Here is a 23,995-nt window from a genome sequence, read left to right as displayed (position 1 = left end):
GCGTCGCGCAGGACGCCCGTAACCCGGTGGCGACGATGTGACGGACATCGCGCGGGACCGTGACCTCCGGGTGCCCCGCCCCCGCGGGGCCAAGCCGAAGGCCCGTCATTCTCGTCCTCCGGTACGACATTCAGCGTCATCCATGCGTTCCAGCCGGAGTATCCCTCTGGTCATGTCCACGCCCCTACCATCGGCGCGCACACAAGCGACAGGAACGACGGCAAGGAGGCCGCCCATGGGAACGCACGAGTCGAACGAGCCGCAGCCGGCCGGTACCGGACGGCGGGCGCTGCTGGGCGCGGCCGTCCTCGGCGCGGGTGTCCTCGGCCTGTCCGGCACGGCGCGGGCCGCCGGAGCGCCGGGTCCGTCCGGGCAGGGCGGCGGGATCAGGAGTCTGCCGAAGCCGACGATCATCGGCCATCGCGGCGCGAGCGGCTACCGCCCCGAGCACACGCTCGGCTCCTACCAGCTCGCGCTCGACCTGGGCGCCGACATCGTCGAGGCCGGCGACCTCGTGCCCACTGAGGACGGCCACCTGGTCTGCCGCCACGAGCCGGAGATCGGCGGCACCACGGACGTCGCGAGCCGGCCCGAGTTCGCCGACCGCAAGGTCACCAAGATCCTGGACGGCGTCTCCGTCACCGGCTGGTTCACCGAGGACTTCACCCTCGCCGAGCTGAAGACCCTGCGTGCCGTCGAGCGCATCCCGGCCAACCGCCCGCACAACACCCTCTACAACGGCGTCTGGGAGATCCCCACCTTCGAAGAGGTGCTGCTCTGGCAGGACGAGCAGACGCGCAGGCGGGGCAGGCAGGTCTGGATCTACCCCGAGCTCAAGCACCCCAGCTACTTCCGCAAGCTGGGCCTCGGCCTGGAGGAGCGCGTCGCCAAGGTGCTGCACAAGCACCGCAAGGACCGCCGCAACTCGCCGGTGATCCTCCAGTCCTTCGAGCCGACCAGCATCCAGCGGCTGAACAAGCTGGTCGACAACAACCTCGTCGTCCTGCTCTCCGGCGCGGCCACCCGCCCCTGGGACTTCGTCGAGACCGGCGACCCGCGCACCGTCGCCGACCTGGTCAAGCCGGCCGGCCTGAGGGAGATCGCCTCCTACGCCCAGGGCATCGGCCCGACCCTGGACCTGGTCATCCCCAGGGACGCGGGCGGCAACCTCACCACGCCGACCACGCTGGTGTCCGACGCGCACAAGGTCGGGCTGATCCTGCACCCCTGGACCCTGCGCAACGAGAACCCGTTCCTGCCCGCGAACTTCCGCAGGGGCACCGACGCCGACGCCTACGGCGATGTCTTCGGCGCCTACCGCACCTACTTCGCCACCGGCATCGACGGCGTCTTCACCGACCAGCCCGACACCGGCCTGCTCGCCCGCGAGGCCTTCGTCAACGGCTGAGCACGCCGCCCCTCCTGAAGGTGAACCACCGGCCGTCCGGGCAACTGCCTGCCCGGACGGCCGCGTCGTGCCGCATATGACGCACGACATGCTCACCGCCCTGCGCCCGCTGCTCGCCGCCGAGGCCTCGGCCGAGGCCCATGCCACCGGCACCGAGCCCGGCGACCTGGAACAGGCGGTCTGGCTGCGCCTGCTGGAGCGCCTCGACGCGGACGCCCCGCCGCACCACCCCGAGCGCTGGCTGCGCGCCGCCGTCCGCGCCGAGGCCCGCCGTAGCCGCCGTACGGCCCGCTTCGAGCTGCCGTACGGGACCGAGCCGGCCGACCCGGCCGACCGCGACCCCGAGCAGCAGGTCATCGGCACCGCGCGGGGACGGGCCCTGCGCGAGGCGGTCGGCCGGCTCCCCGGCCGCTGCCCCCGGCTCCTCGCGGCGCTGCTGTCCCCGGGGGACCTCACCTACCGGGAGATCGCGGGCGAGTTGGGTATCTCACAAGGCAGTCTTGGCCCGGAACGCTCCAAATGCCTGGGTTGTCTGCGGCGTTTGCTCACCCAGGAGGTTGCGGCCGGGGGAGCACGGGGATAGGAGTGAGGACTAAAGGCAACAGGTGAGCGGGAGGCGTGCACACATGGGCATGAGCGTGACCATCTCCGAGGCGACCGACCAGGACGTCGAGCAGATCTTCCGGTTGCAGTACCTGTGCTTCCAGAGCGAAGCCGCGCTGTACGGCAACTACCGCATCGACCCGCTCGTGCAGAGCCTGGACTCCGTGCGCCAGGAGGTCGCCGCCGACTGCGTGTTCGTCGCCCGGCTGGGCGACGAAGTGGTCGGCTCGGTACGCGGCCGGGTCGCCGAGGACGGCTCCGCCGCCATCGGCAAGCTCTGCGTCCACCCCCGCCTCCAGGGCCACGGCATCGGCGCCCGCCTGCTGCGCGCCGCCGAGTCCGCCCTCGCCGCGCAGCGCGGCGCCACCCGCTTCCGGCTCAGTGCCGCCCACCGCAGCGAAGGGGGCCTGCGCCTGTACCGCCGCGTGGGCTACGTCGCCGTGGGCACGGACAAGGGCACGGACGGCGTGCCGATGATCATTCTGGAGAAGGCCGTGGGCGACTACGCGGCCACCGCCTGACGCCGTCGAGCGCGCGGGGCCGGGCCACGGGCCGCGCCCCGCGCCTCCCCCTGGCGCCGGGACGGCTCAGGCGGTGTCCTGCGACCGCGCCCTGCGCAGCCAGTACATCGCGGTCAGCGGCAGCAGGACGGGAATGAACAGATAACCCATGCCGTAGTCCGACCACACGGTCGCGTCGGGGAACGCCGAGGAGTCGGCCAGGGTCCACGTACCGACGGTCAGCACGCCCAGCAGCTCCGCCGCGCAGCACACGAACGCCGCCCTGCGAGCCGTCTCCCCGCCCCGCACCAGCGAGTACGTGATGAATCCGTAGACGAGCCCGGCCACCGCCGAGAGCGAGTACGCAAGCGGCGCCCTGTCGAAGTCCGTCGAGATCTGCACGGCCGAGCGCGACACGGCGCCCACCACCATCACGCCGTACAGCCAGACCAGCAGCATGCCGGGTCCACCGATCAGCCGGGCGGGCCCGTCCTGGCCGGTGTTCGCCTCGGCCTCGCCGGTCGTCATCTCAGCCTCCCCAGATGTCGTAGAGCCGCACTTCGAGCACCGCGAGGACGACACCGCCGGCGGTGACCGTGAGCGAGCCCCAGCGGGTGCGCTCGGCCAGCGACATGAACCCCGTCACCGGCACGCACGCGAACGCGCCCAGCAGATACGCCACGAAGATCGTCGTGCCCTGCTCCGGCTTCTCGCCCCGCGCCAGCTGCACGATGCCGATCACCAGCTGGATCAGTCCCAGCACCGACACCACGGCCATCCCGATGAAGTGCCAGTCCTTCGTCGGCTGGTCACGGTAGGCCGCCCAGCCGCACCAGGCGGCGAGCAACAGCGCGGCGACGCCGGTCACCAGCGTCAGGACATCAGACATGCGGCGACCCTATTACGCGGCGGACGGCCCGCCGCAGCCGGGCCCTGACCTCCGGACACGGGCTCGAGCCGAGCTCGGCATAGGGTCTAGACCATGTTGATCCACGCACGTGCCCTGCTCTTCGACAACGACGGCACCCTGGTGTCCAGCCTCGCCTCGGTGGACCGCTGCTGGGGCCGGTGGGCGGCGGAGTTCGGGATCACCGCAGAGGAACTGGCGCGGGTCGCGCTGCACGGCCGAACCGCCGTCGAGACGGCCTCCGACCTGCTGCCCGCGGACGTCGTGCCCCGGGCCGTCGCGAGGATCGAACAGCTGGAGGTCGACGACGTGCCCGGCGGCGTGGAACTGCTGCCCGGCACCCGGGCCTTCCTGGACGCGCTCCCCGCCGACCGCTGGGCCGTCGTCACCTCCGCCACCCGCCGCCTGGCCGAGGCCCGCCTGGACGCCGTCGGCATCCGGCCCAAGACCCTGATCACCGCCGACGAGGTCACCCGCGGCAAGCCCGACCCGGAGCCCTATCTGCTCGCCGCACGGCACCTCGGCGTCGACCCCGCCGACTGCGTCGTCCTCGAGGACGCCCCGGCCGGGCTCGCAGCGGGCCGGGCGGCCGGAATGCGGACCGTGGCGTTGGCCACAACCCACCGGCCCGGACAGCTCTCCGCGGACCTCGTCGTGAGGGACCTGTCGGCCTTGTCCGCACTGGTCACCGCCGCCGGCGTGGAGATCGCCGTACGCAACTGAGAACGTTTCCGCGGCTGTCCACGGCTGTCCAGTATGCGGACGGCCGTGTCCGGTCAGGAGCGTCCGTCTGGTTTACTGATCGCATGGCCACGACGAGCGACCGCATCTCTGCGACCGGGGCGACCATGACGCCCGGTGCTCGTTGTCTGTGTCTCCACGCGCACATGTGTTGCCACATGTGCCGAATGTGCGCCTTCTAGAGGGCCCCCGCACCACCTGAGCCTCGCGCCCCGAAGCGAGCGCCCGCTCGTGTCCCACGCACCTGAAATGCCTGGACCGAGCACGCCCCGCGCACAGTTTCTCCCCCGGTTCCACCGCGCCCGCGAGAACCGTGCCGCGATCCGGCTGTTCCCGACCATGCATGCCACGTGCACGGTGCCCACCAGCGCGCCGCGCACTCGACAGTGACGGAAACCCCAGTGATCACCACAACGGGCCTGACCAAGGTCTACCGCTCCCGCGGCCGCGAGGTCACCGCCCTCGACGGCGTCGATCTTCACGTCCGCGAAGGCGAGGTGTACGGCGTCATCGGCCAGTCCGGCGCCGGAAAGTCCTCGCTCATCCGCTGCGTCAACCTCCTCGAACGCCCCACCTCCGGCACGGTCACCGTGGCCGGGCGGGACCTCACCGCGCTCGCCGGCCGGGGCCCGCGCGCGGGCCGGGAGCTGCGGCAGGCGCGCAGCCGCATCGGCATGGTGTTCCAGCACTTCAACCTGCTGTCCTCACGCACCGTCCAGGACAACGTCGAGCTGCCCCTGGAGATCCTCGGCCACTCCGGCAGGGACCGCTCCCGCAAGGCGCTCGAACTGCTCGACCTGGTCGGCCTCGGCGACAAGGCCAAGGCCTACCCCGCCCAGCTCTCCGGCGGCCAGAAGCAGCGCGTCGGCATCGCCCGCGCCCTGGCCGGCGACCCCAAGGTGCTGCTCTCCGACGAGGCCACCAGCGCGCTGGACCCGGAGACCACCCGCTCCATCCTCCAGCTGCTGCGCGACCTGAACCGGCAGCTCGGCCTGACCGTTCTGCTCATCACGCACGAGATGGACGTGGTCAAGTCGATCTGCGACTCGGCCGCCCTGATGGAGAACGGCCGCATCGTCGAGTCCGGCACCGTCAGCGAACTGCTCGCCACCCCCGGCTCCGAACTGGCCGCCGCGCTCTTCCCGGTGGGCGGCGAGGCCACCGGCGAGGACCGCACCGTCGTCGACGTCACCTTCCACGGCGAGGCCGCGACCCAGCCGGTCATCTCCCAGCTGGCCCGCACCTACAACATCGACATCTCCATCCTCGGCGCCGCCATCGACACGGTCGGCGGCCTCCAGGTCGGCCGGATGCGGATCGAACTCCCCGGCCGCTACGAGGACAACGTGGTGCCGATCGGCTTCCTGCGCGAACAGGGCCTCCAGATCGACGTATTGGACACGCTGGGCGACGCGCCCCTGCTGGTGAAGGACGGTGCCCGGTGACCTGGTCGGAGATGCAGCCCCTGCTGGAACAGGCCTGTACCGAGACACTCGTCATGGTCGGCTGGTCCACCCTGATCGCCGTGCTCGCGGGCCTGCCCATCGGCATCCTGCTGGTCCTCACGGACAAGGGCGGACTGCTCCAGAACACCGTGGTGAACAAGGTCATCGGGCAGATCGTGAACGTCGGCCGCTCGATGCCGTTCATCATCCTGATGGTCGCGCTGATGGACTTCACCCGCTGGATCACCGGCACCACCATCGGCAGCGCGGCCGCGATCGTGCCCCTCGCCATCGGCGGCATTCCGTTCTTCGCGCGGCTCGTCGAGACGGCTGTCCGGGAAGTGGACGGCGGTCTCGTGGAAGCCGTGCAGTCGATGGGCGGCAACACCTGGACGATCGTCCGCAAGGTCCTCGTCCCCGAGTCCCTGCCCTCGCTGATCGCCAGCACCACCACGACGGTCATCGCCCTCATCGGCTACTCCGCCATGGCCGGCACGGTCGGCGGCGGCGGCCTCGGCGACCTCGCCGTCCGCTACGGCTACCAGCGCTTCGAGACCGGCCTGATGTGGACCACCGTGGCGATCCTCGCGGTCGCCATCTCCCTCATCCAGTTCGCCGGCGACTACGCCGCCCGCTCCCTGCACCGCCGCGGCGCCCGCTCCGGACCCGGGCCCAAGCTCCGCCTGCTCAAGGCGAAGGAGCCGGCCACGGCCGAGGTCGGCAGGGCCGCGTAGGCGCGCCCCGCGCCCGCCCCACCCCACCCCACAGACTCCCCGTCCCACCCACGACGGGGTCGCACCACCCATAAGGAAAGGCACTTTTCGTGCGTAACACCGCCAAGATCACCACCGCCGTCCTCGCCGCCGGAGCCCTCACCCTCGGACTCTCCGCCTGCGGCTCCGACAACTCCGGCTCCGGTGCCGACGCCGACGGTCCGCTGATCGTCGCCGCCAGCCCGACCCCGCACGCCGAGATCCTCGACTTCGTCAAGGACAACCTGGCGGAGAAGGCGGGCCTCGACCTCGAGGTCAGGGAGTTCACCGACTACGTGACCCCGAACACGGCCACGGAGGACGGCTCCGTCGGCGCCAACTACTTCCAGAACCAGCCGTACCTCGACGACTTCAACAAGAAGAACGGCACCCACGTCGCGCCCGTCGTCACGGTCCACCTGGAGCCGCTCGGCCTGTACTCCGAGAAGGTCAAGAGCGCCGACGCCCTCAAGAGCGGTGCCACCATCGCCGTCCCCAACGACACCGTGAACGAGGCGCGCGCCCTGAAGCTGCTCGCCGACAACGGCCTGATCACCCTCAAGGACGGCGTGGGCAACGAGGCGACCCCCGCGGACATCACCGAGAACCCCAGGAACTTCAAGTTCAAGGAGCTGGAGGCGGCCCAGACCCCGCGCTCCCTCAAGGACGTGGACGCGGCCGTCGTCAACGGCAACTACGCCATCGAGGCCGACTTCAAGCCCGCCCAGGACGCCCTCGTCCTGGAGTCCGCCAAGGACAACCCCTACGGCAACTTCCTCGCCGTCAAGGAGGGCAACGAGAACGACCCGCGCGTCAAGAAGCTCGCCGAGCTGCTGACCTCGCCCGAGGTCAAGAAGTTCATCGAGGACGAGTACGCCGGCTCGGTCATCGCCTCCTTCTGAACCCACTGACGCCCTTTCAGCGGGCGTTCACCGCACCCGGTGTCCCCTCTGCGCGAACGCGTGCGCGAACGGAGGGGCCCCCGGGTGCGGTTCGGTGCTTTCATGCTGCATGCTGGGCAGTTCAGCGGACCTCACGGTTGCGAAGACGTCCCGAGGCTACGGAGCGGCGCATGACGAGCACCTTCCCCAACATCTCCATCAGCACGGAGCGGTTGGTGCTGCGTCCCCTCGACGAGGACGACGTCCCCGCCCTCGCCGAGATGATGAACGACGAACAGATCGCGGCCTGGACCGACGTACCGCAGCCCTTCGGCGAGGACGGCGCCCGCACCTGGATCACCGAGTACGCCCCTGCCGAGCGCGCCGCCGGCCGCGGACTCGACCTCGCCGTCACGGAGTTCCTCACCCAGCGCCTGGTCGGTGTCATCCAACTCGGCAGGACCGACTGGCACATCCGGTCCACCGAGCTGTCGTACATCGTCGCCTCCTGGGCCCGCGGCGAGGGCTACGCCTCCGAGGCCGCCCTCGCCACCGCCCAATGGCTGTTCGGCGACCAGAAGTTCGAACGCATCGAGATCCGCACCGCCGCCGACAACACCGCCTCCCAGCAGGTGGCCCAGAAGATCGGCTGCATCAGCGAGGGCGTGCTGCGCAACGCCTGCATAGTCCACGTCCGCGCCGACGACGGCACCTGGACCGACGTCCGCACGGACTTCATCGTCTGGAGCCTTCTCCCGGAGGACCTGGAAGGCGCCGCCGAGCAGCTCGCCGACACCGCGGGTTTCACCGCTTACGCCGACTGGAACTGATCGCCCGCGGCCAGCGGCGACAGCCCCGGCCGCACAGCACGAGCAGGTAGGCTCACCAGGTCCGCCCCGCCGCGGGCCGCCTCCGACGACGACCCGCGACGACCTGCGAAGACCCCAGGAGACTGACGACGATGGCCGACCGGGTCACGGTGATCGGCTGGGACGGCTCGCCGCTGACCGCGGCGGCACGCGCCGCCCTGGGCGCGGCCACGCTGGTGGCCGGCGCGGCACACCATCTGGCCCTGCCCGAAGTGCCTCCCGCCGCGGAACGCATCAGGCTCGGCAGCGTCGCCCTCGCCGCCCGCCGGATCGCCGGTCACCGGGGCAGCGCGGTCGTGCTGGCCGACGGCGACCCCGGCTTCTTCGGCGTCGTACGCACCCTGCGCTCGCCCGAGTTCGGCCTGGAGATCGAGGTCGTCCCCGCGGTCTCCTCGGTCGCCGCCGCCTTCGCGCGCGCGGGCATGCCCTGGGACGACGCCCAAGTGGTCGTCGCACACCGGCGCACCCTGCGACGCGCGGTGAACGTATGCCGCGCCCACACCAAGGTCGCCGTCCTCACCTCGCCCGGCGCCGGCCCCGCCGAGCTCGGCCTGCTCCTCGCCGGTGTCCACCGCACCTTCGTCATCTGCGAGGAACTGGGCACCGAACGCGAACAGGTCACCGTCCTCACCTCCGACAAGGCGCCCGACCACACCTGGCGCGACCCCAACATCGTCATCGTCATCGGCGGCCGCTCCGGCCCCGGACCCGCCGCCGAGGACACCGGCTGGCTCGCGGGCCGCGACCCCGCCGCCGGCCCGCGCGGCTGGACCCAGCCCGCCGGCGCCTACGTCGGCACCCTCGGCGAGGGCGAGTCCGACCTGCTGCGCGCCGCGCAACTGGCCCGGCTGGGCCCGCGGACCGGCGACCTCGTCTGGGACATCGGCTGCGGATCCGGCGCGTTCGCCACCGAGGCCGCCCGCGCGGGCGCCGCCGTCCTCGCCGTCGACCACGACATCGACGCCTGCGCCCGCACCGACGCCGCCGCGCGCCGCTTCGGAGTCCAGCTCCAGATCGTCCGCGGCACCGCCCCGCACGTGCTGGAGGACCTGCCCGAGCCGGACGTCGTCCGGGTCGGCGGCGGGGGAGCGGCCGTCGTCTCGGCGGTCGCCGACCGCCGCCCCCGGCGCATCGTCGCCGACGCCGCCACACGCGACGCCGCCGAACGCATCGGCCGCGATCTGACGGAGCACGGGTACGACGTCGAGTGCGCCCTCATCCAGTCCGTGGAGCTCGACACCCGCGCCTGGACGGAGAAGGAGCGGAGCGTCGCATTCCTGCTGTGTGGAGTGCTGCCGGATCGCTCCCCGTGATCCTGTTGTCGTACCGCGCGCGGTAGGCTGGCCGATCGTTGTACCGCATCTCGGTCGACCGGCACTTCGTCGGTCAATGTCCGGAAAGCGCACCCCTTTTGGGGTGAGTGTGGTACGGCAGAACCGGAGGACGCGCAACGTGGCGCAGTCCACAGCGGACTGTTGCGGATCAAGCTGTCGTGACGGCGGCACGCCAGCGACAATGCCACCGAATGGCTTTGTCGCCTTTTTTGGGCGGGTCGTTCGTGCCGCTGGACACGCACGCTCGTTCTTCACTGTGGGGCGGTCGGTGCGCCGTCCCGGGTGAGCTGGTCGTAGAGGCACTAACCGATGGGCGAGGGGTTCGCATGACCGACACCGGCCAGGTCCCGGGCGAGGGACTGCCGGAGAACGCAGGCACGGTGGAACAGCCGGGCGTTCCCGGGCACGGCGCGTACACCTACCTCGCCGAGTCTCCCGCGGAGGACGAGGACCTGCTGCTGCCCGGCGCCCAGAGCGCCTGGGGCAACGAGGTCGCCCCGCCCGCGCCCGAGCCGGTCGTCGAGACCGTGCACGAGCCGGACCCGCACGAGACGGGCGGCCGCGACACCGGCTCCGTCGACCTGAGCGGCGTCCGTCTCCCCAACCCCGCGCCGATGGCCGGCCGCCGCCCGCTGCATCTGGGCCCGCCCCTGCCCGACACCTCCGCCAGCCCGGTGCGCTCCCTCGCCGACCGCGGCCCCGCGGGTGCTCCGGCGCGCCAGCCCGGCCCGGAGTACCTCGACGCGTCGCGCGCCCGCGAGACGCCCGCCCAGGGCGTGCCGGTGCCGTCGCAGCCCGGCGCGGTCCCGCAGGCCGCGCCCCAGGCCATGCCGCAGGGCGCGGTGCCGTGGGGTGCCCCGGCCCAGGTGGCCCCCGAGACCGTTCAGGCCCCGGCGCCCGTCCCGGCTCCGGCTCCCGCCCCGGTGACCGAGTCGGCCGTGGCCGACGCGACGGCCCCGGCTGCGGAAACGGTTGCCCCGGCCACGCTCCCCGAGCCCGAGCCGGTGGGCGCGGCCCAGGCCACGCTGGCCCGCCTCACGACCGAGGCGACGGCCGCCGCGCAGGAGCCGGTGGCGTACGAGGCGGAGGCGCCGCAGGCAGCGACCCCCGAGCCCGCTCCGGCCGAGGCCGAGCAGGTGGCGGAGCAGGTCGTGGAGCCCGTCCAGGAAGCCGTCCCCGGGCCGGCCGAGACGCCGGAAGGCGCCGAGCAGGCCATCGAGGAGCCCGCTGTCCTGGAGGAGGCCCCGCAGCCCGAGGACACCCCGGCCCCCGAGCCCGTCCAGGAAGCCGCCGCCGCGGAGCCCGTCCAGCAGCCCACGACCCCTGAGTCCACGGCACCCACCGAGGCCCAGCCAGAGGCCCAGCCCTTCGAGGCCCAGACCCTCGAGCTCCCGCCCACGGAGCCCACCCCGGCCGCCCAGCAGGAGCCGGAGCTCCAGCAGCCCGCCCCGGCCGCCGACCCCGCCCAGGAGCTCCAGCAGCCCGTCCCGGCGGCCGAGCCCGAGCTCCAGCAGCCCATCGCGGCGACCGAGCCCGGGCCCGAGTTCCAGCAGCCCGCTCCGCTCGTCGAGCCCGTGCCGGAGCCTCAGCAGCTCACCCCGGTCGCGGAGTCCCCGCAGCCCACCCCCGAACCCGCGGCCGCCGACGGCGAGATCGCGCCACAGGGGCCACCCGCACCGGTCGACGCAACCCGCCCGGGTGGTGCGGGTGGGAACGAAACGGCCGAAGGCGAAGCCGAGGCCGCAGCGCCCCCACACCCGCTGCCCCCCACCCCCGAAGCCCTCACGGGCCCCCAGGCGATCCCCCAGGACCTCCAGGCCCCGCAGGAGCCCGAAGCGCCGCAGCAACTCCTCGCCCCGCTGGAAGCGGACGCGCCGCAGCAACTCCCCGCCCCCGAGGCGGCCCCGGCCCCCACCGTCCAGGAGCCGACCCCGGCACAGATCCACCCCGGCACGCTCCCTCCGCACCCCACCCCCACCCCGCTGGGCGAGTTCGTCCCGGTGGAGGGCGCCCCCGTTCCGACGACGCCTCACCTCGCCCCCACCCCGCCGCACCCCATCCAGGTACCGGCACAGCGCGACACGGCCCCCGAGTCCGAGCAGCCCGTCACGGACCTCGTCCAGCAGGCGGACGACCTCCGGACCCGGGTCGCCGAGCAGGAGGACGCGCAGGAGGAGCAGGCCGCGCAGGCCCTGGAGGTCCCGCACGCCCAGGAGGTCCAGGAGACCGAAGCCCCCGCCGAGGCAGGACAGTCCGCCGGCCCCGCCGCCCCCGCGTACGACGACGCCGAGCGCGAGGCCGTACTGAAGGTCATGCGCGAACGCCGCGACATCCGCAACGGCTTCCGCAGCGACCCCATCCCGCACGAGGTCCTGCTCCGCGTCCTGGAGGCGGCCCACACCGCGCCGTCGGTGGGCCACTCGCAGCCCTGGGACTTCGTGGTGATCCGGTCCGCCGACACCCGCCGCACCATGCACGAACTGGCCATGCGCCAGCGCGAGGCGTACGCGAAGTCGCTGCCCAAGGGCCGGGCCAAGCAGTTCAAGGAACTGAAGATCGAGGCCATCCTCGACACCCCGGTGAACATCGTCGTCACCGCCGACCCGACCCGCGGCGGCCGGCATACCCTGGGCCGCCACACCCAGCCGCAGATGGCGCCGTACTCGGCCGCCCTCGCGGTGGAGAACCTCTGGCTCGCCGCCCGCGCCGAGGGCCTCGGCGTCGGCTGGGTCAGCTTCTTCGACGAGCGCGAGATGGTCCGCTCCCTCGGCCTGCCCGAGCACCTGGAGGTCATCGCGTACCTGTGCGTCGGGTACGTCGACGAGTTCCCGGCCGAGCCCGAGCTGCTGCAGGCGGGCTGGTCCAAGCGCCGCCCGCTGTCCTGGGTGGTGCACGAGGAGACCTACGGCCGCCGCGCCCTGCCCGGTGAGGAGCCGCACGACCTGCTCGCGGAGACCGTCGCCCAGATCCGCCCGCTGGACGCCAAGGCCCTCGGTGAGGCCTGGGAGCGGCAGAAGCGGATGACCAAGCCGGCCGGGGCGCTGGGCATGCTGGAGATCATCTCCGCGCAGCTGTCCGGCCTGTCCCGGCAGTGCCCGCCGCCGATCCCGGAACCCGCGGCCGTCGCCATCTTCGCGGGCGACCACGGGGTGCACGCCCAGGGCGTCACCCCCTGGCCGCAGGAGGTCACCGCGCAGATGGTGGCCAACTTCCTCGGCGGGGGAGCGGTCTGCAACGCGTTCGCCAACCAGGTCGGCGCCGAGGTCTGCGTCATCGACGTGGGCGTGGCCGGCGACCTGCCCGCGACCCCGGGCCTGCTGCCCCGCAAGGTCCGCGCGGGCACCTCCGACATGACCACGGGCCCCGCGATGACCCGCGAGGAGGCCAAGCAGGCCATCGAGGTCGGCATCGAGACGGCCCGCGATCTGGTGGCCGCCGGCAACAAGGCACTGCTGACCGGCGAGATGGGCATCGCGAACACCACCGCGTCCGCCGCCCTGATCTCCGTCTACACGGAAACCGACCCGGCCGAGGTGACCGGCCGCGGCACCGGCATCAACGACGAGACCCTCGCCCGCAAGACCGAGGTCGTCCGCCGGGCCATCGAGGTCCACCAGCCCGACCCGGCCGACCCCATCGGTGTCCTGGCCGCCATCGGCGGGTTCGAGCACGCGGCCATCGTCGGCCTCCTCCTCGGCGGCGCGTCCCTGCGTACGCCGGTGATCCTCGACGGGGTGAGCGCGGGCGCCGCCGCCCTGGTCGCCCGGGCCATCGCCCCCGAGGTGCTGGCCGCCTGCATCGCCGGTCACCGCAGCGCGGAGCCGGGCCATGTGGCCGCCCTCAACAAGCTCGGCCTGCGTCCTCTGGTCGACCTCGACCTCCGCCTCGGCGAGGGCACCGGCGCCCTCCTGGCCCTGCCACTGGTCCAGAGCACGGCGAGAGCCATGCACGAGGTGGCGACGTTCGACTCGGCAGGGGTCACAGAAAAGTAGGCCGCACGCGGCGGCTGTGGGCAGGCGTTCTGCAGGGCGGAACGGGTGGGCACAGCCGCCCACGGACCCGCACGTCCGGGGGTCCGGGGGCAGAGCCCTCGGTTTCGGGAAGGGGCGGACTGGGGGAAGGAAACCCCACCCGCCCGAGCCACCCACCGGGCGCGCGCCGTAAAATCCGCACGTCAGGGCCGCTTCAACGCCGCAGCACGCCCCCGCACCGCCGCCTGTTCGAGGAGCGCACCCCATGGCCGAAAACCCCGCCTACCCGGTAGGCCTCCGCCTCACCGGCCGCAAGGTCGTCGTCCTCGGCGGCGGCCAGGTCGCCCAGCGCCGCCTGCCCGCGCTGATCGCCGCGGGCGCGGAAATCCACCTCGTGTCCCCCGAGGCGACCCCCTCCGTGGAGGCCATGGCGGACGCCGGCGAGATCACCTGGCACCGCCGGCCGTACGCCGACGGAGACCTGGCCGACGCCTGGTACGCCCTGATCGCCACCAGCGACGCGGACGCCAACACCCGGGCCTCCGCCGAGGCGGAGCTCCACCGCGTCTGGTGCGTCCGCTCGGACGACGCCGACGCGGCCACCGCCTGGACCCCGGCGACCGGCCACAGCGAGGGTGTGACGGTCGCGATCCTGACCACCGACACCAAGTCCCGCGACCCCCGCCACACGGCCGCCGTCCGTGACGCGGTCGTCGAGGGCCTGCGCGACGGCACGCTCGTCGCTCCGCACCACCGCACCCGCACCGCCGGTGTCGCCCTGGTCGGCGGCGGTCCCGGCGACCCGGACCTGATCACCGTGCGCGGCCGCCGGCTGCTCGCCGAGGCCGACGTCGTCATCGCCGACCGTCTCGGCCCGCGCGACCTCCTCGCCGAACTCCCGCCGCACGTCGAGGTGATCGACGCGGCGAAGATCCCCTACGGCCGTTTCATGGCCCAGGAGGCCATCAACAACGCGCTGATCGAGCACGCCAAGCAGGGCAAGTCCGTCGTCCGCCTCAAGGGCGGCGACCCGTACGTCTTCGGTCGCGGCATGGAGGAGCTCCAGGCCCTCGCCGAGGCGGGCATCCCCTGCACGGTGGTGCCCGGCATCTCCAGCTCGATCTCCGTCCCGGGCGCGGCGGGCATCCCGGTCACGCACCGGGGCGTGGCCCACGAGTTCACCGTCGTCAGCGGTCATGTGGCCCCCGACGACGAGCGCTCCCTGGTCGACTGGCCGTCCCTCGCCAAGCTGACCGGCACCCTGGTGATCCTCATGGGCGTCGACAAGATCGGGAAGATCGCCGAGACGCTCGTCGCGCACGGCAAGTCCGCGGACACCCCGGTCGCCCTGGTCCAGGAGGGCACGACGGCCGCGCAGCGCCGGGTCGACGCGACCCTCGCGACGGTCGCCGAGACCGTACGCGCCGAGGAGGTCAAGCCCCCGGCCGTCGTCGTCATCGGCGAGGTCGTCCGGGTCGGGCCCGCGGCCTAGGCGTAACCCGAGGTAACTCACCCGCTCCCGGGCCGTTGGCACCGCACGCACGACAAGGCAGTATCACCCTGTGGCCGATCTCATCACCGTTGACGACCCCGCCGACCCGCGCCTGAGCGACTACACGGGCCTGACCGACGTGGAGCTGCGCCGCAGGCGCGAACCCGCCGAGGGCCTGTTCATCGCCGAGGGCGAGAAGGTCATCCGCCGGGCCAAGGACGCCGGGTACGAGATGCGCTCGATGCTTCTGTCCGCGAAGTGGGTCGACGTCATGCGCGACGTCATCGACGAGCTCCCGGCACCCGTGTACGCGGTCAGCCCGGAGCTCGCCGAGCGCGTCACCGGCTACCACGTGCACCGCGGCGCGCTCGCCTCCATGCAGCGCAAGCCGCTGCCCGAGGCGACCGAACTCCTGCGCTCCGCACGGCGCGTGGTCGTCATGGAGTCGGTCAACGACCACACCAACATCGGGGCGATCTTCCGCTCGGCGGCGGCCCTCGGCATGGACGCCGTGCTGCTCTCCCCGGACTGCGCCGACCCGCTGTACCGCCGCAGCGTCAAGGTCTCCATGGGCGCGGTGTTCTCCGTGCCGTACGCCCGGCTCGACAGCTGGCCCAAGGACCTGGACTCGGTCCGCGAGGCGGGCTTCACCCTGCTCGCGCTCACCCCGGACGAGAAGGCGAGGAGCCTCGACGAGGCGGCCCCGCACCGGATGGACCGGGTGGCCCTGATGCTCGGCGCGGAGGGCGACGGCCTGTCCACCCAGGCCCTGGTCGCGGCGGACGAATGGGTGCGCATCCCGATGTCCCACGGAGTCGACTCGCTCAACGTCGGCGCGGCTGCGGCCGTCGCCTTCTACGCGGTCGCCACGGGCCGCCCGGAGGCCTAGCCAGGCCCTGTCCGGTCAGATCCCCGCCCGCCGGGCGGTCGACGGGTTCTGTCGGACGGGCCTGAGCCCCACGCCTCACCGGACGGGCCCCAGCCCCTTCGCCTCACCGGGCGGTCGACAGCTCCATCGTCGACCGGTACTGCTGTTTCATCGTGGCGCCCTGGTCCAGGGGCGTGTACGACGGCACGGCCTTCTCCTGCCGCTCGCGGCCACCCGTGCCGCCCAGCCCGCTCGCCGAGCTCTGGCAGCCCTGCACCAGCGCGATGCCGACCGCCACGAGCAGCGTGACCACGACGAACACGAACAGCCGCTGCCGCAGCAGCCGCGGGTTGGCCGGACGCAGCTTGGTCCCGGTGCCGCGGGGCGCCGGACGGCCCCCGCGCGGCACCGGCCGGCTGCCGCTGCCGCCACGCGTCGAGCTGCGGCCGGCGGGAGTGTTCCGGGGTGCCGGAGTGGGCCGGGCCTGCCCGGAGCGCGAGGCCGTACCGCCCCGGGAGGCGCTGCCGCCGCGCGACGGGGTCGCCCCGCGCTGTGCGGCCGGACCCCGCGAGGGCGTCGCGCCCCGGGGCGGGGGAGTGCCCTGCGGCCGGGGCCTGCGCTGCTGCTGGAGCCGCTGCTGTTCGGGATGGACGCGCTGCTGCTCGGGGTAGGTGTCCGTGAGCCGCCCGGTGGGCCGGTCGGACTCCGCGGCGCGGGGCGCGGGCGGACGGCCCTCCAGCAGGATCTGGGCCTCGCGGGCCGCGATCTCCTTCAGCCGCAGGGACAGTTCGAGCGTGCTGGGCCGTTCCTCCGGGTCCTTCGCGAGGCAGGCCCGCACCAGCGGGGCGAGCGCGTCGGGAACGCCGTGCAGCTGGGGCTCCTCGTGCACCACGCGGTACAGCATCACCTCCGAACTCCCGTGTCCGAAGGGGGAGTCGCCGGTGCAGGCGTAGGCGAGCGTGGCGCCCAGCGAGAAGACGTCGGTGGCGGGTGTGACCGCCGCGCCGCGCACCTGCTCGGGGGCGAGGAAACCGGGGGAGCCGACGGCGGTGCCGACGTGCGTGAGGGTGGAGGCGCCCGTCGCCCAGGCGATGCCGAAGTCGATGATCCTGGGGCCCTTGGGCGACAGCAGGATGTTCGACGGCTTCAGGTCCCGGTGCACCACCCCGGCCTCGTGGACCGCGACGAGCCCCTCCGACAGGGCGGCCCCGACCGCGGCGACGTCCGCCGCGACCAGCGAGCCCTCCTCGGCGACCTTGTCGTGCAGCGAGGGGCCGGGCACGTACTGCGTGGCGAACCAGGGCCGGTCGGCCTCCAGGTCCGCGGCGACCAGCCGGGCCGTGCACCCGCCCCGGATGCGCCGGGCGGCGGACACCTCACGCGCGAACCGGGAGCGGAACTCCTGGTCCTCCGCCAGATCGGGCCGGATCACCTTCAGCGCGACCCGCTGCCCCTTCTTGTCGGAGCCCAGATAGACCACACCCATGCCGCCGGCGCCGAGACGCCGGTGCAGTTTGAACGAGCCGACGACGCGCGGGTCCTCGCGCCTCAGGCGCATCATCGCCATGTTCATCCCCGCTGCCCGGTCCGTGTGACGTGGCACAGCTTACGTTTCCGCGGCCGTGTGCGCGCAGAGGCCGCGCCCTCTCGGTCCGATCGATTGTCAGTGCCCGGTGGGAGACTTGAAAGACGGTCAGGCAAGGTGCGAACGGGGCGGCTCCGGGCTGCCCAAGATCCCAACGGCCAGACTCAGAAGGGGGATTGAACCCGTGAAGGGTGATCGCGTGGAGATAGTCGTGGACGCCGGTGACACGACCCGTACGTACGAGGTGGTGGCGAGCAGAGCGGGCCGCAGAGTGGAGACGGCGGTGCGCCGGGGGGTGGTGGAAGTGAGCGAAGTCACCCGGACCGGGACGGTGGTGCGGACCGCCCGTTTCATGGCGACCCGGGTTCTCGCCCTCGTGGAGCAGCCCGTGCCCCGCGAGGACAGCTCGGAAATGACCGGACAGACCGGGCGCCCCCTCCGGGAAGACCCCGAGACCTAGGACCGCGTCTCCACCCAGGGGAGTACGCGCGGGCGAAGGGCTCATCCTCCGGGAGGCCCGGCATTCGGTACGAGGGCATGACGTCCCGGACCCGCCACGAGCCTAGATTTGAGGTCAAGCGGCGGGTGCAGCACTCGTCCCCCGAGGTCAGACGCCCGCCGCTGCCAACGACAACTGAAGCGGTCAGGAGAGGGACCATGGCCCACACGGCACCGCGGACAGCGCTCCGCACGCGCCAGGACAAGGCGCACACAGCCTTCCGCGCACGCCGTACGGGGCGTCGCCACCCACTGGTGGCGACTGCCATGGCCCTGCCCCTGGCGGTCCTGCTCCTCGTCGTCTTCGACGGCTGGGAGACAGTGGCCACACAGGCGTCGTCCGTGGGCGTGATGCTGGGGCGCTGAGCGGCGACCCCAGGCCCGGAAGAGCGGTCCGGGCGGGGACATCCACCCATAACCCCGTGGGGACGGGGGTGCGGCGGACGGCAAAAATGCCGGCGCAGCTGGGGAGCTGCGCCGGCATTGCTTTTCCCCTCTCCGGGCGACCCGGTTCCCGTACCCTCACGGCCAGAGCGACCTGGGGGGAAAGTGACCGCAGACCTGTTGTCCGAGCTCACCGTACGGGCCCGCCGCGCGGCACACCCGCGCGGCGACGACTGCGCCTGCGCGGCCGCCCCGCTCGCACAGCGCCCGGACGCCACCGTCGTACGGCACGGCCCGACGGTCGTGAAGGCGCACGCTCCCGGCAGCACCGCCGGGGATCTCGCGCCCCGTCTCGCCCTGGCGGCCGCGCTGCCCGCCGTCCTGCTGCCGCCCCTGTCGCCCACGCCCGTCGCCCTGCACGGCCGCCCGGTGACGTTCTGGCCGTACGGCACCCCCGTGGACCCCGAGGACCCCGACGCGGCCCCCTGGGAGGCCGCGGGCGCCCTCCTCGCGGCTCTGCACCGCACGCCCGCGCCCGACGGGCTGCCCCCGATGCGAGGCCCGGCCAAGGCGGCCCGCGCCATCGCGAGGCTGCGCGAGGGGGCCCCGGGCCACCCGGCCGCCGGGCCCGTCCTGCGCGCCTGGGAGACGCTCCCGCCCTGGGCCCGCGACGAGCGGCCGATGCCGGACACCACGACCGTGTGCCACGGCGACCTGCACCTCGGACAACTGGTCCGGCACCCCGCGCCCGACGGGACCTGGCGGCTGATCGACGTCGACGACCTCGGCACCGGCGTCCCCGCCTGGGACCTGGCCCGCCCGGCTGCCTGGTACGCCTGCGGCCTCCTCCCGCCCGGGGAGTGGACCCGCTTCCTGGACGCCTACCGCGGCGCGGACGGCCCGGCCGTGCCCCCGGACGGCGACCCCTGGTCCGCCCTGGACGTCCCCGCCCGCGCCCTGACGGCCCAGACGGCGGCCCTGGCGATCACCAAGGCCGTCGCCGCGGACCGCGCGCTCGACGAGGTGGAACAGGCGCTGATCGACGCCTGTGCGCGCATGTGTCCCGTATCACCGCAGTTGACGACGAGTTTCGCGAAGTAGCGTGCAACCGGGCGCGAGGCGACGGAGTCTGTCCTGGAGACACCCGAAGCAGGACCGAACGGCGAGGAGTTGAGCCGATCATGCAGTGTCCGAAGTGCCACGGCGCGATGCACACGTACAACCGCAACGGCGTCCAGATCGAGCAGTGCTCCAACTGCCGGGGCATCTTCCTCGACTACGGCGAGCTGGAGGCGCTGACCCGTCTGGAGTCCCAGTGGTCGCAGCCCGCCCCGCCCGTGCCCCCGGCCCCGGCCGCCTACCCGGCCGCGCCCGTCCCGCCCGCCCCCGCCTGGGGAGCCCCGCACGGCGGGCACCACGGCGGTCACCACCGGCACAAGAGCTTCGGCCGCATGCTCTTCTCCAGCTGATCCGCCGAGCCGCACCGCACACGAAGAAGCCCCCGGTCGAGGACCGGGGGCTTTCGGCGTGTGGACGATACTGGGATTGAACCAGTGACCTCTTCCGTGTCAGGGAAGCGCTCTCCCGCTGAGCTAATCGTCCTCGGGACCCTGAACCCGCAGGTCAGGGGCACTACGTGCGCGATACTGGGATTGAACCAGTGACCTCTTCCGTGTCAGGGAAGCGCTCTCCCGCTGAGCTAATCGCGCGGGGATCCTCGCGGATCAGGTCCTTGCGGACCAGTGGACGATACTGGGATTGAACCAGTGACCTCTTCCGTGTCAGGGAAGCGCTCTCCCGCTGAGCTAATCGTCCTTGGAGGTGGAGACGGGATTTGAACCCGTGTAGACGGCTTTGCAGGCCGTTGCCTCGCCTCTCGGCCACTCCACCAGGAGTGTAGGGGATCGGGAAACCCCCCTCTTCCTTCGAGCGGACGACGAGGCTCGAACTCGCGACCTCAACCTTGGCAAGGTTGCGCTCTACCAACTGAGCTACGTCCGCTTGTCGTTTCCGGTCGGCTTGCGCGTCCCGGCGACGTGTTGAACTCTAGCGGATTCCTGGGCCAGCACAAAAACGCGTTTGTGCAGCGTGCTGCGCCCCACCTGGTCGGTGACCCGGCCGGGCTCCCACGACGACATGCCCAGGTCACCCGCGGGACACCCGCCATAGACTCGACAACGTGCTCGACCTAGTTCCTCTGGCCCGCTTCGGCGACCGCGTCGCCACCGGCCTTCTCGACGTCACCGACGACCCCGCGGCCCTCGACTCCACCGGCTTCTGGGCCGTCTGCGCCGACTTCGAGGGCCGTCTGACCTGTGCCCGCTTCGCGGACGTCCGCGAGCAGCCGGTGCCCGCGCCCGTCCCGGACGCCTGGCGCGGCCCGACGCCCGACGAGTGGACCTCGTCGCTCGACCGCGCCGCCTACACCGCGGGTGTGCGCCGCATCCGCGAGCACATCGCGGCCGGCGAGGTCTACCAGGCCAACCTCTGCCGAGTGCTGTCCGCGCCCGTCGCCCCCGACGCCGACGTGGACGCGCTCACCGCGCTGCTGGCCCGCGGCAATCCCGCGCCGTACGCCGGAACGATCCGGTTGCCGGAGCACGGCGTGGAGATCGCCACCGCGTCCCCCGAACTGTTCCTGCGACGCGCCGGACGGGTCGTCGAGTCGGGCCCCATCAAGGGCACCGGCCGCACCGAGGCGGACCTCCTGGACAAGGACTACGCCGAGAACGTGATGATCGTGGACCTGGTCCGCAACGACATCGGCCGGGTCTGCGCCACCGGCACCGTGACCGTCCCCGACCTGTGCGCCGTCGAGAAGCACCCGGGCCTGGTCCACCTCGTCTCGACCGTCCGCGGCGCACTGCGCGACGACGCCGGCTGGCCCGAACTGCTCGACGCCGCCTTCCCGCCCGGCTCGGTCACCGGCGCCCCCAAGTCGAGCGCCCTGCGGATCATCGAGGCGCTGGAGACCGCGCCGCGCGGACCGTACTGCGGAGCCGTGGGCTGGGTCGACGCCGACCGCGGCACCGCCGAGCTGGCCGTCGGCATACGCACCTTCTGGATCGACCGCGCCGAGGGCGTGCTGCGCTTCGGCACCGGCGCCGGCATCACCTGGGGCTCGGACCCCGAGGGGGAGTGGCGCGAGACCGAGCTGAAGGCGTCCCGCCTGCTCGCGGTAGCGTCGGGAGCGTACGAGGTGAGTGGAGAGGGGCTCTAGAAAGTGAAGATCTGGCTCGACGGCGGGCTCCAGGACACCGAGTCCGCCCGCGTCTCCGTCTTCGACCACGGCCTGACCGTGGGCGACGGCGTCTTCGAGACCTTGAAAGCGGTGGACGGCAGGCCCTTCGCCCTCACCCGGCACCTGGACCGGCTGACCCGCTCCGCCCGCGGCCTCGGCCTGCCCGACCCCGACCTCGACGAGGTCCGCCGCGCCTGCGCGGCCGTCATCGAGGCCAACCCGATGCCGCTCGGCCGGCTGCGCATCACCTACACCGGCGGCCACGGCCCCCTCGGCTCCGACCGCGGCGAGCACGGCCCGACCCTCGTCGTCGCCCTCGGCGAGACCGGCCGCCGCCCCGACTCCACCGCCGTCATCACCGTCCCCTGGACCCGCAACGAGCGCGGCGCCCTGACCGGTCTGAAGACCACGTCGTACGCCGAGAACGTCGTGGCTCTCTCGCGCGCCCATCAGCACGGCGCCTCCGAGGCGCTGTTCGCCAACACGGTCGGACAGCTCTGCGAGGGCACCGGCTCCAACGTCTTCGTCGTCCTGGACGGTGAGATCCACACCCCGCCGGTGGCCTCCGGCTGCCTGGCCGGCATCACCCGGGCTCTCGCCGTGGAGTGGACCGGCGCCAGGGAGACCGACCTCCCGCTGGACGTCCTCGAGCGCGCCGACGAGGTGTTCCTCACCTCCACGCTGCGCGACATCCAGGCCGTCCACCGGATCGACACCCGCCAACTGCCGGGCACGCCGGGGCCGGTGACGGCAAAGGCGATGCAGGTCTTCGACGAGCGCGCCGGCGACGACCTCGACCCCTAGGCCCTGTCGTCAGACTCCCGCCTGCCCCGCGACGCCATGCACCTCCCCCACTTCGTGGGAGGTGCCCCCGCTCGCCGCACCGGGCACAAGCCCGAGTACGTCCGGTACGAGGGCTTGCACCCGGCACTCCCCCAGAGGGGAACCCCCAGAGCACGCACCTGACGCCGCAGGGCCGCCCTCCGGGCGACGACGGGAGTTCGACGACAGGACCCAGGGCCCTGGACGCGTATTCGGGCTGCCGCAAGGCCCCTTCGGCGGGTAGAACTCCGTTGATGACCACGACCCTGCGGCCGACCGAGCCGCTTCAGCGCGCCGCCGACGGGGCGCTGTCGCGCCACTTCTCGGTGTGCGTGAACAGCCGTCCCGTCGGCGCGGTGCACCTGGCCACGCATCCCGTGTTCGGGCCGTCCGTCGCCCAGATCCGCGACCTGCGCGTCGAGGAGCCCGACCGCCGGCGCGGCCGCGGCACGGTCGCCGCACTCGCCGCCGAGGAGGTGGCCCGCGCCTGGGGCTGCGCCCGCATCGAGGTCACTGTCCCCGCCGACGCCGGACCCGCCCTGCGGCTCGTCACCGCCCTCGGCTACGTCCAGCGCAACCGGGGCATGGAGAAGCGACTCGGCACGATCCCGCCCGCCCTGCCCGAGGGCAGCCGGGCCCGTCCGATGACCCCGGCCGAGTTCGGCCCCTGGAACGACAAGGGCATGGCCGACTACGCCCTCAACTGGATCGACCGCGGCGTCCCCGAGAACGAGGCCCGGGAGAAGGCGCGCAGCGACAACGAGGCCCTGCTCCCGCAGGGGCTGGACACCCCCGACGTGCTGCTGAGCGTCCTGGAGCACGAGGGCGCGCGCGTCGGCACGCTGTGGCTCGCCCTCGCCCCGGGGCGCGCGTACGTCTACGACGTCGAGACAGACGCCCGCTTCCGGGGCCGGGGCCACGGTCGTTCCCTGATGCTGCTCGCCGAGTCCCAGGCCGTCGCCGCGGGCCGGCGGACCATCGGGCTCAACGTCTTCGTGGGCAACACCCCGGCGGAGCGGCTCTACGAGTCCCTGGGCTACCGGCCGGTGGGCTACTCGATGTACAAGCAGCTGCTCTGACCGCGCCGGGGTGGGCGCGGGCGGCTCGTGGTCGTGCAGGGCGAGTGGGCCCGCCCTGCGCTCAGCCCTGTCCGGCGAGGAGCCGGTCCGCGATCTCCTCGACGCGCTCGCGCAGACCCTCCTGGCTCTTGCCGCCGTCGAGACGCTCGCCGTCGATGACATAGGTCGGCGTGCCGGTCACGCCGATCGCCTTGCCCTCGGCCTGGTCGGCGTCGACGATCAGGATATGCCGGCCGTCGATCAGCGCCGTGTCGAACTCCTCGGCGTCCAGGCCGAGTTCACGTGCTACGTCGACGAGGAAGGCCTCCCCGCGGCTCGCCAGCTCCTCCACGCGGCCCAGCACCGCCTCGACGTACGCCCAGCCCTGCCCCTGCTCGACCGCCTCCTCGGCGGCCTGCGCGGCGGCGAAGGCGTGCTTGTTCTTCTCCAGCGGGAAGTGCCGCAGCCGCACCTCCAGCCGGTCGCCGTAGCGGGCCCGCAGGGCGCGGAGGTCGTCCAGGGCGGTACGGCAGTCGGGGCACTGCAGGTCGCACCAGACGTCGAGAACGGGGGCCGTGGGGCGCGCGGGGGCGGGGGAGGTGTCGCTCATGGGCACAGTCTTCCAGCCCAGGTCGG

At 72.9% G+C, this 23,995-nt stretch carries 23 protein-coding genes and 5 tRNA genes; 19 read left to right on the top strand and 9 right to left on the bottom strand.

Annotated elements, in window-relative coordinates:
- Nucleotides 1-235: 235 nt before the first annotated feature.
- The 3 genes from ACZ6SQ_RS03100 to ACZ6SQ_RS03090 all read left to right on the top strand — a co-directional run bounded on the left by ACZ6SQ_RS03100 (nt 236) and on the right by ACZ6SQ_RS03090 (nt 2,532).
- Nucleotides 236-1,408: a glycerophosphodiester phosphodiesterase gene (locus tag ACZ6SQ_RS03100; RefSeq protein WP_469556148.1), complete on the top strand. Its 1,173-nt coding sequence runs from the start codon at nt 236-238 to the stop codon at nt 1,406-1,408.
- A 76-nt stretch (nt 1,409-1,484) separates the two neighbouring features.
- Nucleotides 1,485-1,991: an RNA polymerase sigma factor gene (locus tag ACZ6SQ_RS03095; RefSeq protein ID WP_469556145.1), complete on the top strand. Its 507-nt coding sequence runs from the start codon at nt 1,485-1,487 to the stop codon at nt 1,989-1,991.
- 43 nt (nt 1,992-2,034) lie between these two features.
- Complete coding sequence (locus ACZ6SQ_RS03090) at nt 2,035-2,532, top strand: GNAT family N-acetyltransferase (RefSeq protein WP_469556144.1); 498 nt, start codon at nt 2,035-2,037, stop codon at nt 2,530-2,532.
- Between the two features lie 66 nt (nt 2,533-2,598).
- On the opposite strand, the gene ACZ6SQ_RS03085 is transcribed toward ACZ6SQ_RS03090, so the two are convergent.
- Nucleotides 2,599-3,039, bottom strand: coding sequence for a hypothetical protein (locus ACZ6SQ_RS03085; protein ID WP_469556141.1), 441 nt, complete (start codon nt 3,037-3,039; stop codon nt 2,599-2,601).
- A 1-nt stretch (nt 3,040) separates the two neighbouring features.
- On the bottom strand, nt 3,041-3,400 hold the full coding sequence (locus tag ACZ6SQ_RS03080; RefSeq protein ID WP_386377169.1) for a hypothetical protein: 360 nt from the start codon (nt 3,398-3,400) through the stop codon (nt 3,041-3,043).
- Nucleotides 3,401-3,493: 93 nt separating this feature from the next.
- Between ACZ6SQ_RS03080 and ACZ6SQ_RS03075 the strand changes: the two genes are divergently transcribed.
- From ACZ6SQ_RS03075 to ACZ6SQ_RS03035, 9 genes are all read left to right on the top strand, one after another.
- Complete coding sequence (locus ACZ6SQ_RS03075; protein WP_469556138.1) at nt 3,494-4,141, top strand: HAD-IA family hydrolase; 648 nt, start codon at nt 3,494-3,496, stop codon at nt 4,139-4,141.
- A gap of 419 nt (nt 4,142-4,560) precedes the next feature.
- Nucleotides 4,561-5,604 (top strand): methionine ABC transporter ATP-binding protein, encoded by a 1,044-nt coding sequence (locus ACZ6SQ_RS03070; protein WP_469556137.1) that lies wholly within the window; start codon nt 4,561-4,563, stop codon nt 5,602-5,604.
- Nucleotides 5,601-6,338, top strand: coding sequence for a methionine ABC transporter permease (locus ACZ6SQ_RS03065; protein WP_469556134.1), 738 nt, complete (start codon nt 5,601-5,603; stop codon nt 6,336-6,338). The genes ACZ6SQ_RS03070 and ACZ6SQ_RS03065 overlap by 4 nt, the downstream gene beginning before the upstream one ends.
- A gap of 89 nt (nt 6,339-6,427) precedes the next feature.
- The gene (locus tag ACZ6SQ_RS03060) at nt 6,428-7,258 is read left to right on the top strand and encodes a MetQ/NlpA family ABC transporter substrate-binding protein (protein ID WP_469556131.1); all 831 of its coding nucleotides are present in this window, start codon (nt 6,428-6,430) and stop codon (nt 7,256-7,258) included.
- A gap of 170 nt (nt 7,259-7,428) precedes the next feature.
- A complete protein-coding gene (locus ACZ6SQ_RS03055) occupies nt 7,429-8,067 on the top strand; it encodes a GNAT family N-acetyltransferase (protein WP_469556130.1) in 639 nt (212 codons plus the stop codon).
- 131 nt (nt 8,068-8,198) lie between these two features.
- Nucleotides 8,199-9,419 carry a precorrin-6y C5,15-methyltransferase (decarboxylating) subunit CbiE gene (gene cbiE / locus ACZ6SQ_RS03050; RefSeq protein ID WP_469556128.1) on the top strand — a complete coding sequence of 407 codons (1,221 nt, stop codon included), beginning with the start codon at nt 8,199-8,201 and terminating at the stop codon, nt 9,417-9,419.
- Between the two features lie 347 nt (nt 9,420-9,766).
- Complete coding sequence (gene cobT / locus ACZ6SQ_RS03045) at nt 9,767-13,432, top strand: nicotinate-nucleotide--dimethylbenzimidazole phosphoribosyltransferase (RefSeq protein ID WP_469556123.1); 3,666 nt, start codon at nt 9,767-9,769, stop codon at nt 13,430-13,432.
- A gap of 244 nt (nt 13,433-13,676) precedes the next feature.
- Nucleotides 13,677-14,903 carry a uroporphyrinogen-III C-methyltransferase gene (cobA, locus tag ACZ6SQ_RS03040; protein WP_469556121.1) on the top strand — a complete coding sequence of 409 codons (1,227 nt, stop codon included), beginning with the start codon at nt 13,677-13,679 and terminating at the stop codon, nt 14,901-14,903.
- Nucleotides 14,904-14,973: 70 nt separating this feature from the next.
- Nucleotides 14,974-15,792 (top strand): TrmH family RNA methyltransferase, encoded by an 819-nt coding sequence (locus ACZ6SQ_RS03035; RefSeq protein WP_386377179.1) that lies wholly within the window; start codon nt 14,974-14,976, stop codon nt 15,790-15,792.
- A 103-nt stretch (nt 15,793-15,895) separates the two neighbouring features.
- Here the strand turns inward: ACZ6SQ_RS03035 and ACZ6SQ_RS03030 are convergent, their stop codons facing one another.
- A complete protein-coding gene (locus tag ACZ6SQ_RS03030; protein ID WP_469556118.1) occupies nt 15,896-17,344 on the bottom strand; it encodes a serine/threonine-protein kinase in 1,449 nt (482 codons plus the stop codon).
- A 196-nt stretch (nt 17,345-17,540) separates the two neighbouring features.
- Here ACZ6SQ_RS03030 and ACZ6SQ_RS03025 point away from each other — a divergent pair, with 196 nt between their 5' ends.
- The 4 genes from ACZ6SQ_RS03025 to ACZ6SQ_RS03010 all read left to right on the top strand — a co-directional run bounded on the left by ACZ6SQ_RS03025 (nt 17,541) and on the right by ACZ6SQ_RS03010 (nt 19,707).
- Nucleotides 17,541-17,816, top strand: a complete 276-nt coding sequence (locus ACZ6SQ_RS03025) for a hypothetical protein (RefSeq protein ID WP_386377181.1) — start codon at nt 17,541-17,543, stop codon at nt 17,814-17,816.
- Nucleotides 17,817-18,013: 197 nt separating this feature from the next.
- Entirely contained in the window at nt 18,014-18,220 is a 207-nt protein-coding gene (locus ACZ6SQ_RS03020; RefSeq protein WP_386377182.1) for a hypothetical protein, read from the top strand.
- A 183-nt stretch (nt 18,221-18,403) separates the two neighbouring features.
- Complete coding sequence (locus ACZ6SQ_RS03015) at nt 18,404-19,339, top strand: phosphotransferase family protein (protein ID WP_469556115.1); 936 nt, start codon at nt 18,404-18,406, stop codon at nt 19,337-19,339.
- Nucleotides 19,340-19,419: 80 nt separating this feature from the next.
- Nucleotides 19,420-19,707 (top strand): TFIIB-type zinc ribbon-containing protein, encoded by a 288-nt coding sequence (locus tag ACZ6SQ_RS03010; RefSeq protein ID WP_469556113.1) that lies wholly within the window; start codon nt 19,420-19,422, stop codon nt 19,705-19,707.
- Between the two features lie 61 nt (nt 19,708-19,768).
- Here the strand turns inward: ACZ6SQ_RS03010 and ACZ6SQ_RS03005 are convergent.
- The 5 genes from ACZ6SQ_RS03005 to ACZ6SQ_RS02985 all read right to left on the bottom strand — a co-directional run bounded on the left by ACZ6SQ_RS03005 (nt 19,769) and on the right by ACZ6SQ_RS02985 (nt 20,239).
- Nucleotides 19,769-19,840, bottom strand: a tRNA-Val gene (locus tag ACZ6SQ_RS03005).
- A 35-nt stretch (nt 19,841-19,875) separates the two neighbouring features.
- A tRNA-Val gene (locus ACZ6SQ_RS03000) sits at nt 19,876-19,947 on the bottom strand.
- 34 nt (nt 19,948-19,981) lie between these two features.
- Nucleotides 19,982-20,053 (bottom strand) — tRNA-Val (locus ACZ6SQ_RS02995).
- A 1-nt stretch (nt 20,054) separates the two neighbouring features.
- A tRNA-Cys gene (locus tag ACZ6SQ_RS02990) sits at nt 20,055-20,128 on the bottom strand.
- Between the two features lie 38 nt (nt 20,129-20,166).
- Nucleotides 20,167-20,239: transfer RNA gene (locus ACZ6SQ_RS02985), tRNA-Gly, on the bottom strand.
- A gap of 178 nt (nt 20,240-20,417) precedes the next feature.
- Here ACZ6SQ_RS02985 and ACZ6SQ_RS02980 point away from each other — a divergent pair.
- The 3 genes from ACZ6SQ_RS02980 (at nt 20,418) to ACZ6SQ_RS02970 (ending at nt 23,380) form a co-directional block, all read left to right on the top strand.
- Nucleotides 20,418-21,458 carry a chorismate-binding protein gene (locus ACZ6SQ_RS02980; protein WP_469556111.1) on the top strand — a complete coding sequence of 347 codons (1,041 nt, stop codon included), beginning with the start codon at nt 20,418-20,420 and terminating at the stop codon, nt 21,456-21,458.
- A gap of 3 nt (nt 21,459-21,461) precedes the next feature.
- Complete coding sequence (locus ACZ6SQ_RS02975) at nt 21,462-22,283, top strand: aminotransferase class IV (protein ID WP_469556109.1); 822 nt, start codon at nt 21,462-21,464, stop codon at nt 22,281-22,283.
- Between the two features lie 272 nt (nt 22,284-22,555).
- Nucleotides 22,556-23,380 carry a GNAT family N-acetyltransferase gene (locus ACZ6SQ_RS02970; RefSeq protein WP_469556108.1) on the top strand — a complete coding sequence of 275 codons (825 nt, stop codon included), beginning with the start codon at nt 22,556-22,558 and terminating at the stop codon, nt 23,378-23,380.
- Nucleotides 23,381-23,441: 61 nt separating this feature from the next.
- Here the strand turns inward: ACZ6SQ_RS02970 and ACZ6SQ_RS02965 are convergent, their stop codons facing one another.
- Nucleotides 23,442-23,969 (bottom strand): DsbA family protein, encoded by a 528-nt coding sequence (locus ACZ6SQ_RS02965; protein WP_469556106.1) that lies wholly within the window; start codon nt 23,967-23,969, stop codon nt 23,442-23,444.
- Between the last annotated feature and the right edge of the window lie 26 nt (nt 23,970-23,995).

Source organism: Streptomyces sp. NPDC048600 (assembly GCF_055587025.1).
The sequence above is the reverse complement of the archived record's forward strand: the minus strand, read 5'-3'. Positions and strand labels throughout refer to the sequence as shown.

What these genes read in the sequence shown, in the direction of transcription:
- cobT (WP_469556123.1), top strand. Translation starts at nt 9,767, where the DNA reads ATGACCGACACCGGCCAGGTCCCGGGCGAGGGACTGCCGGAGAACGCA.
- cobA (WP_469556121.1), top strand. Translation starts at nt 13,677, where the DNA reads ATGGCCGAAAACCCCGCCTACCCGGTAGGCCTCCGCCTCACCGGCCGC.
- cbiE (WP_469556128.1), top strand. Translation starts at nt 8,199, where the DNA reads ATGGCCGACCGGGTCACGGTGATCGGCTGGGACGGCTCGCCGCTGACC.
- ACZ6SQ_RS03075 (WP_469556138.1), top strand. Translation starts at nt 3,494, where the DNA reads ATGTTGATCCACGCACGTGCCCTGCTCTTCGACAACGACGGCACCCTG.
- ACZ6SQ_RS03080 (WP_386377169.1), bottom strand. Translation starts at nt 3,400, where the DNA reads ATGTCTGATGTCCTGACGCTGGTGACCGGCGTCGCCGCGCTGTTGCTC.
- ACZ6SQ_RS03010 (WP_469556113.1), top strand. Translation starts at nt 19,420, where the DNA reads ATGCAGTGTCCGAAGTGCCACGGCGCGATGCACACGTACAACCGCAAC.
- ACZ6SQ_RS03085 (WP_469556141.1), bottom strand. Translation starts at nt 3,039, where the DNA reads ATGACGACCGGCGAGGCCGAGGCGAACACCGGCCAGGACGGGCCCGCC.
- ACZ6SQ_RS03030 (WP_469556118.1), bottom strand. Translation starts at nt 17,344, where the DNA reads ATGAACATGGCGATGATGCGCCTGAGGCGCGAGGACCCGCGCGTCGTC.
- ACZ6SQ_RS03095 (WP_469556145.1), top strand. Translation starts at nt 1,485, where the DNA reads ATGACGCACGACATGCTCACCGCCCTGCGCCCGCTGCTCGCCGCCGAG.
- ACZ6SQ_RS03100 (WP_469556148.1), top strand. Translation starts at nt 236, where the DNA reads ATGGGAACGCACGAGTCGAACGAGCCGCAGCCGGCCGGTACCGGACGG.
- ACZ6SQ_RS03055 (WP_469556130.1), top strand. Translation starts at nt 7,429, where the DNA reads ATGACGAGCACCTTCCCCAACATCTCCATCAGCACGGAGCGGTTGGTG.
- ACZ6SQ_RS03090 (WP_469556144.1), top strand. Translation starts at nt 2,035, where the DNA reads ATGGGCATGAGCGTGACCATCTCCGAGGCGACCGACCAGGACGTCGAG.
- ACZ6SQ_RS02965 (WP_469556106.1), bottom strand. Translation starts at nt 23,969, where the DNA reads ATGAGCGACACCTCCCCCGCCCCCGCGCGCCCCACGGCCCCCGTTCTC.
- ACZ6SQ_RS02970 (WP_469556108.1), top strand. Translation starts at nt 22,556, where the DNA reads ATGACCACGACCCTGCGGCCGACCGAGCCGCTTCAGCGCGCCGCCGAC.
- ACZ6SQ_RS03020 (WP_386377182.1), top strand. Translation starts at nt 18,014, where the DNA reads ATGGCCCACACGGCACCGCGGACAGCGCTCCGCACGCGCCAGGACAAG.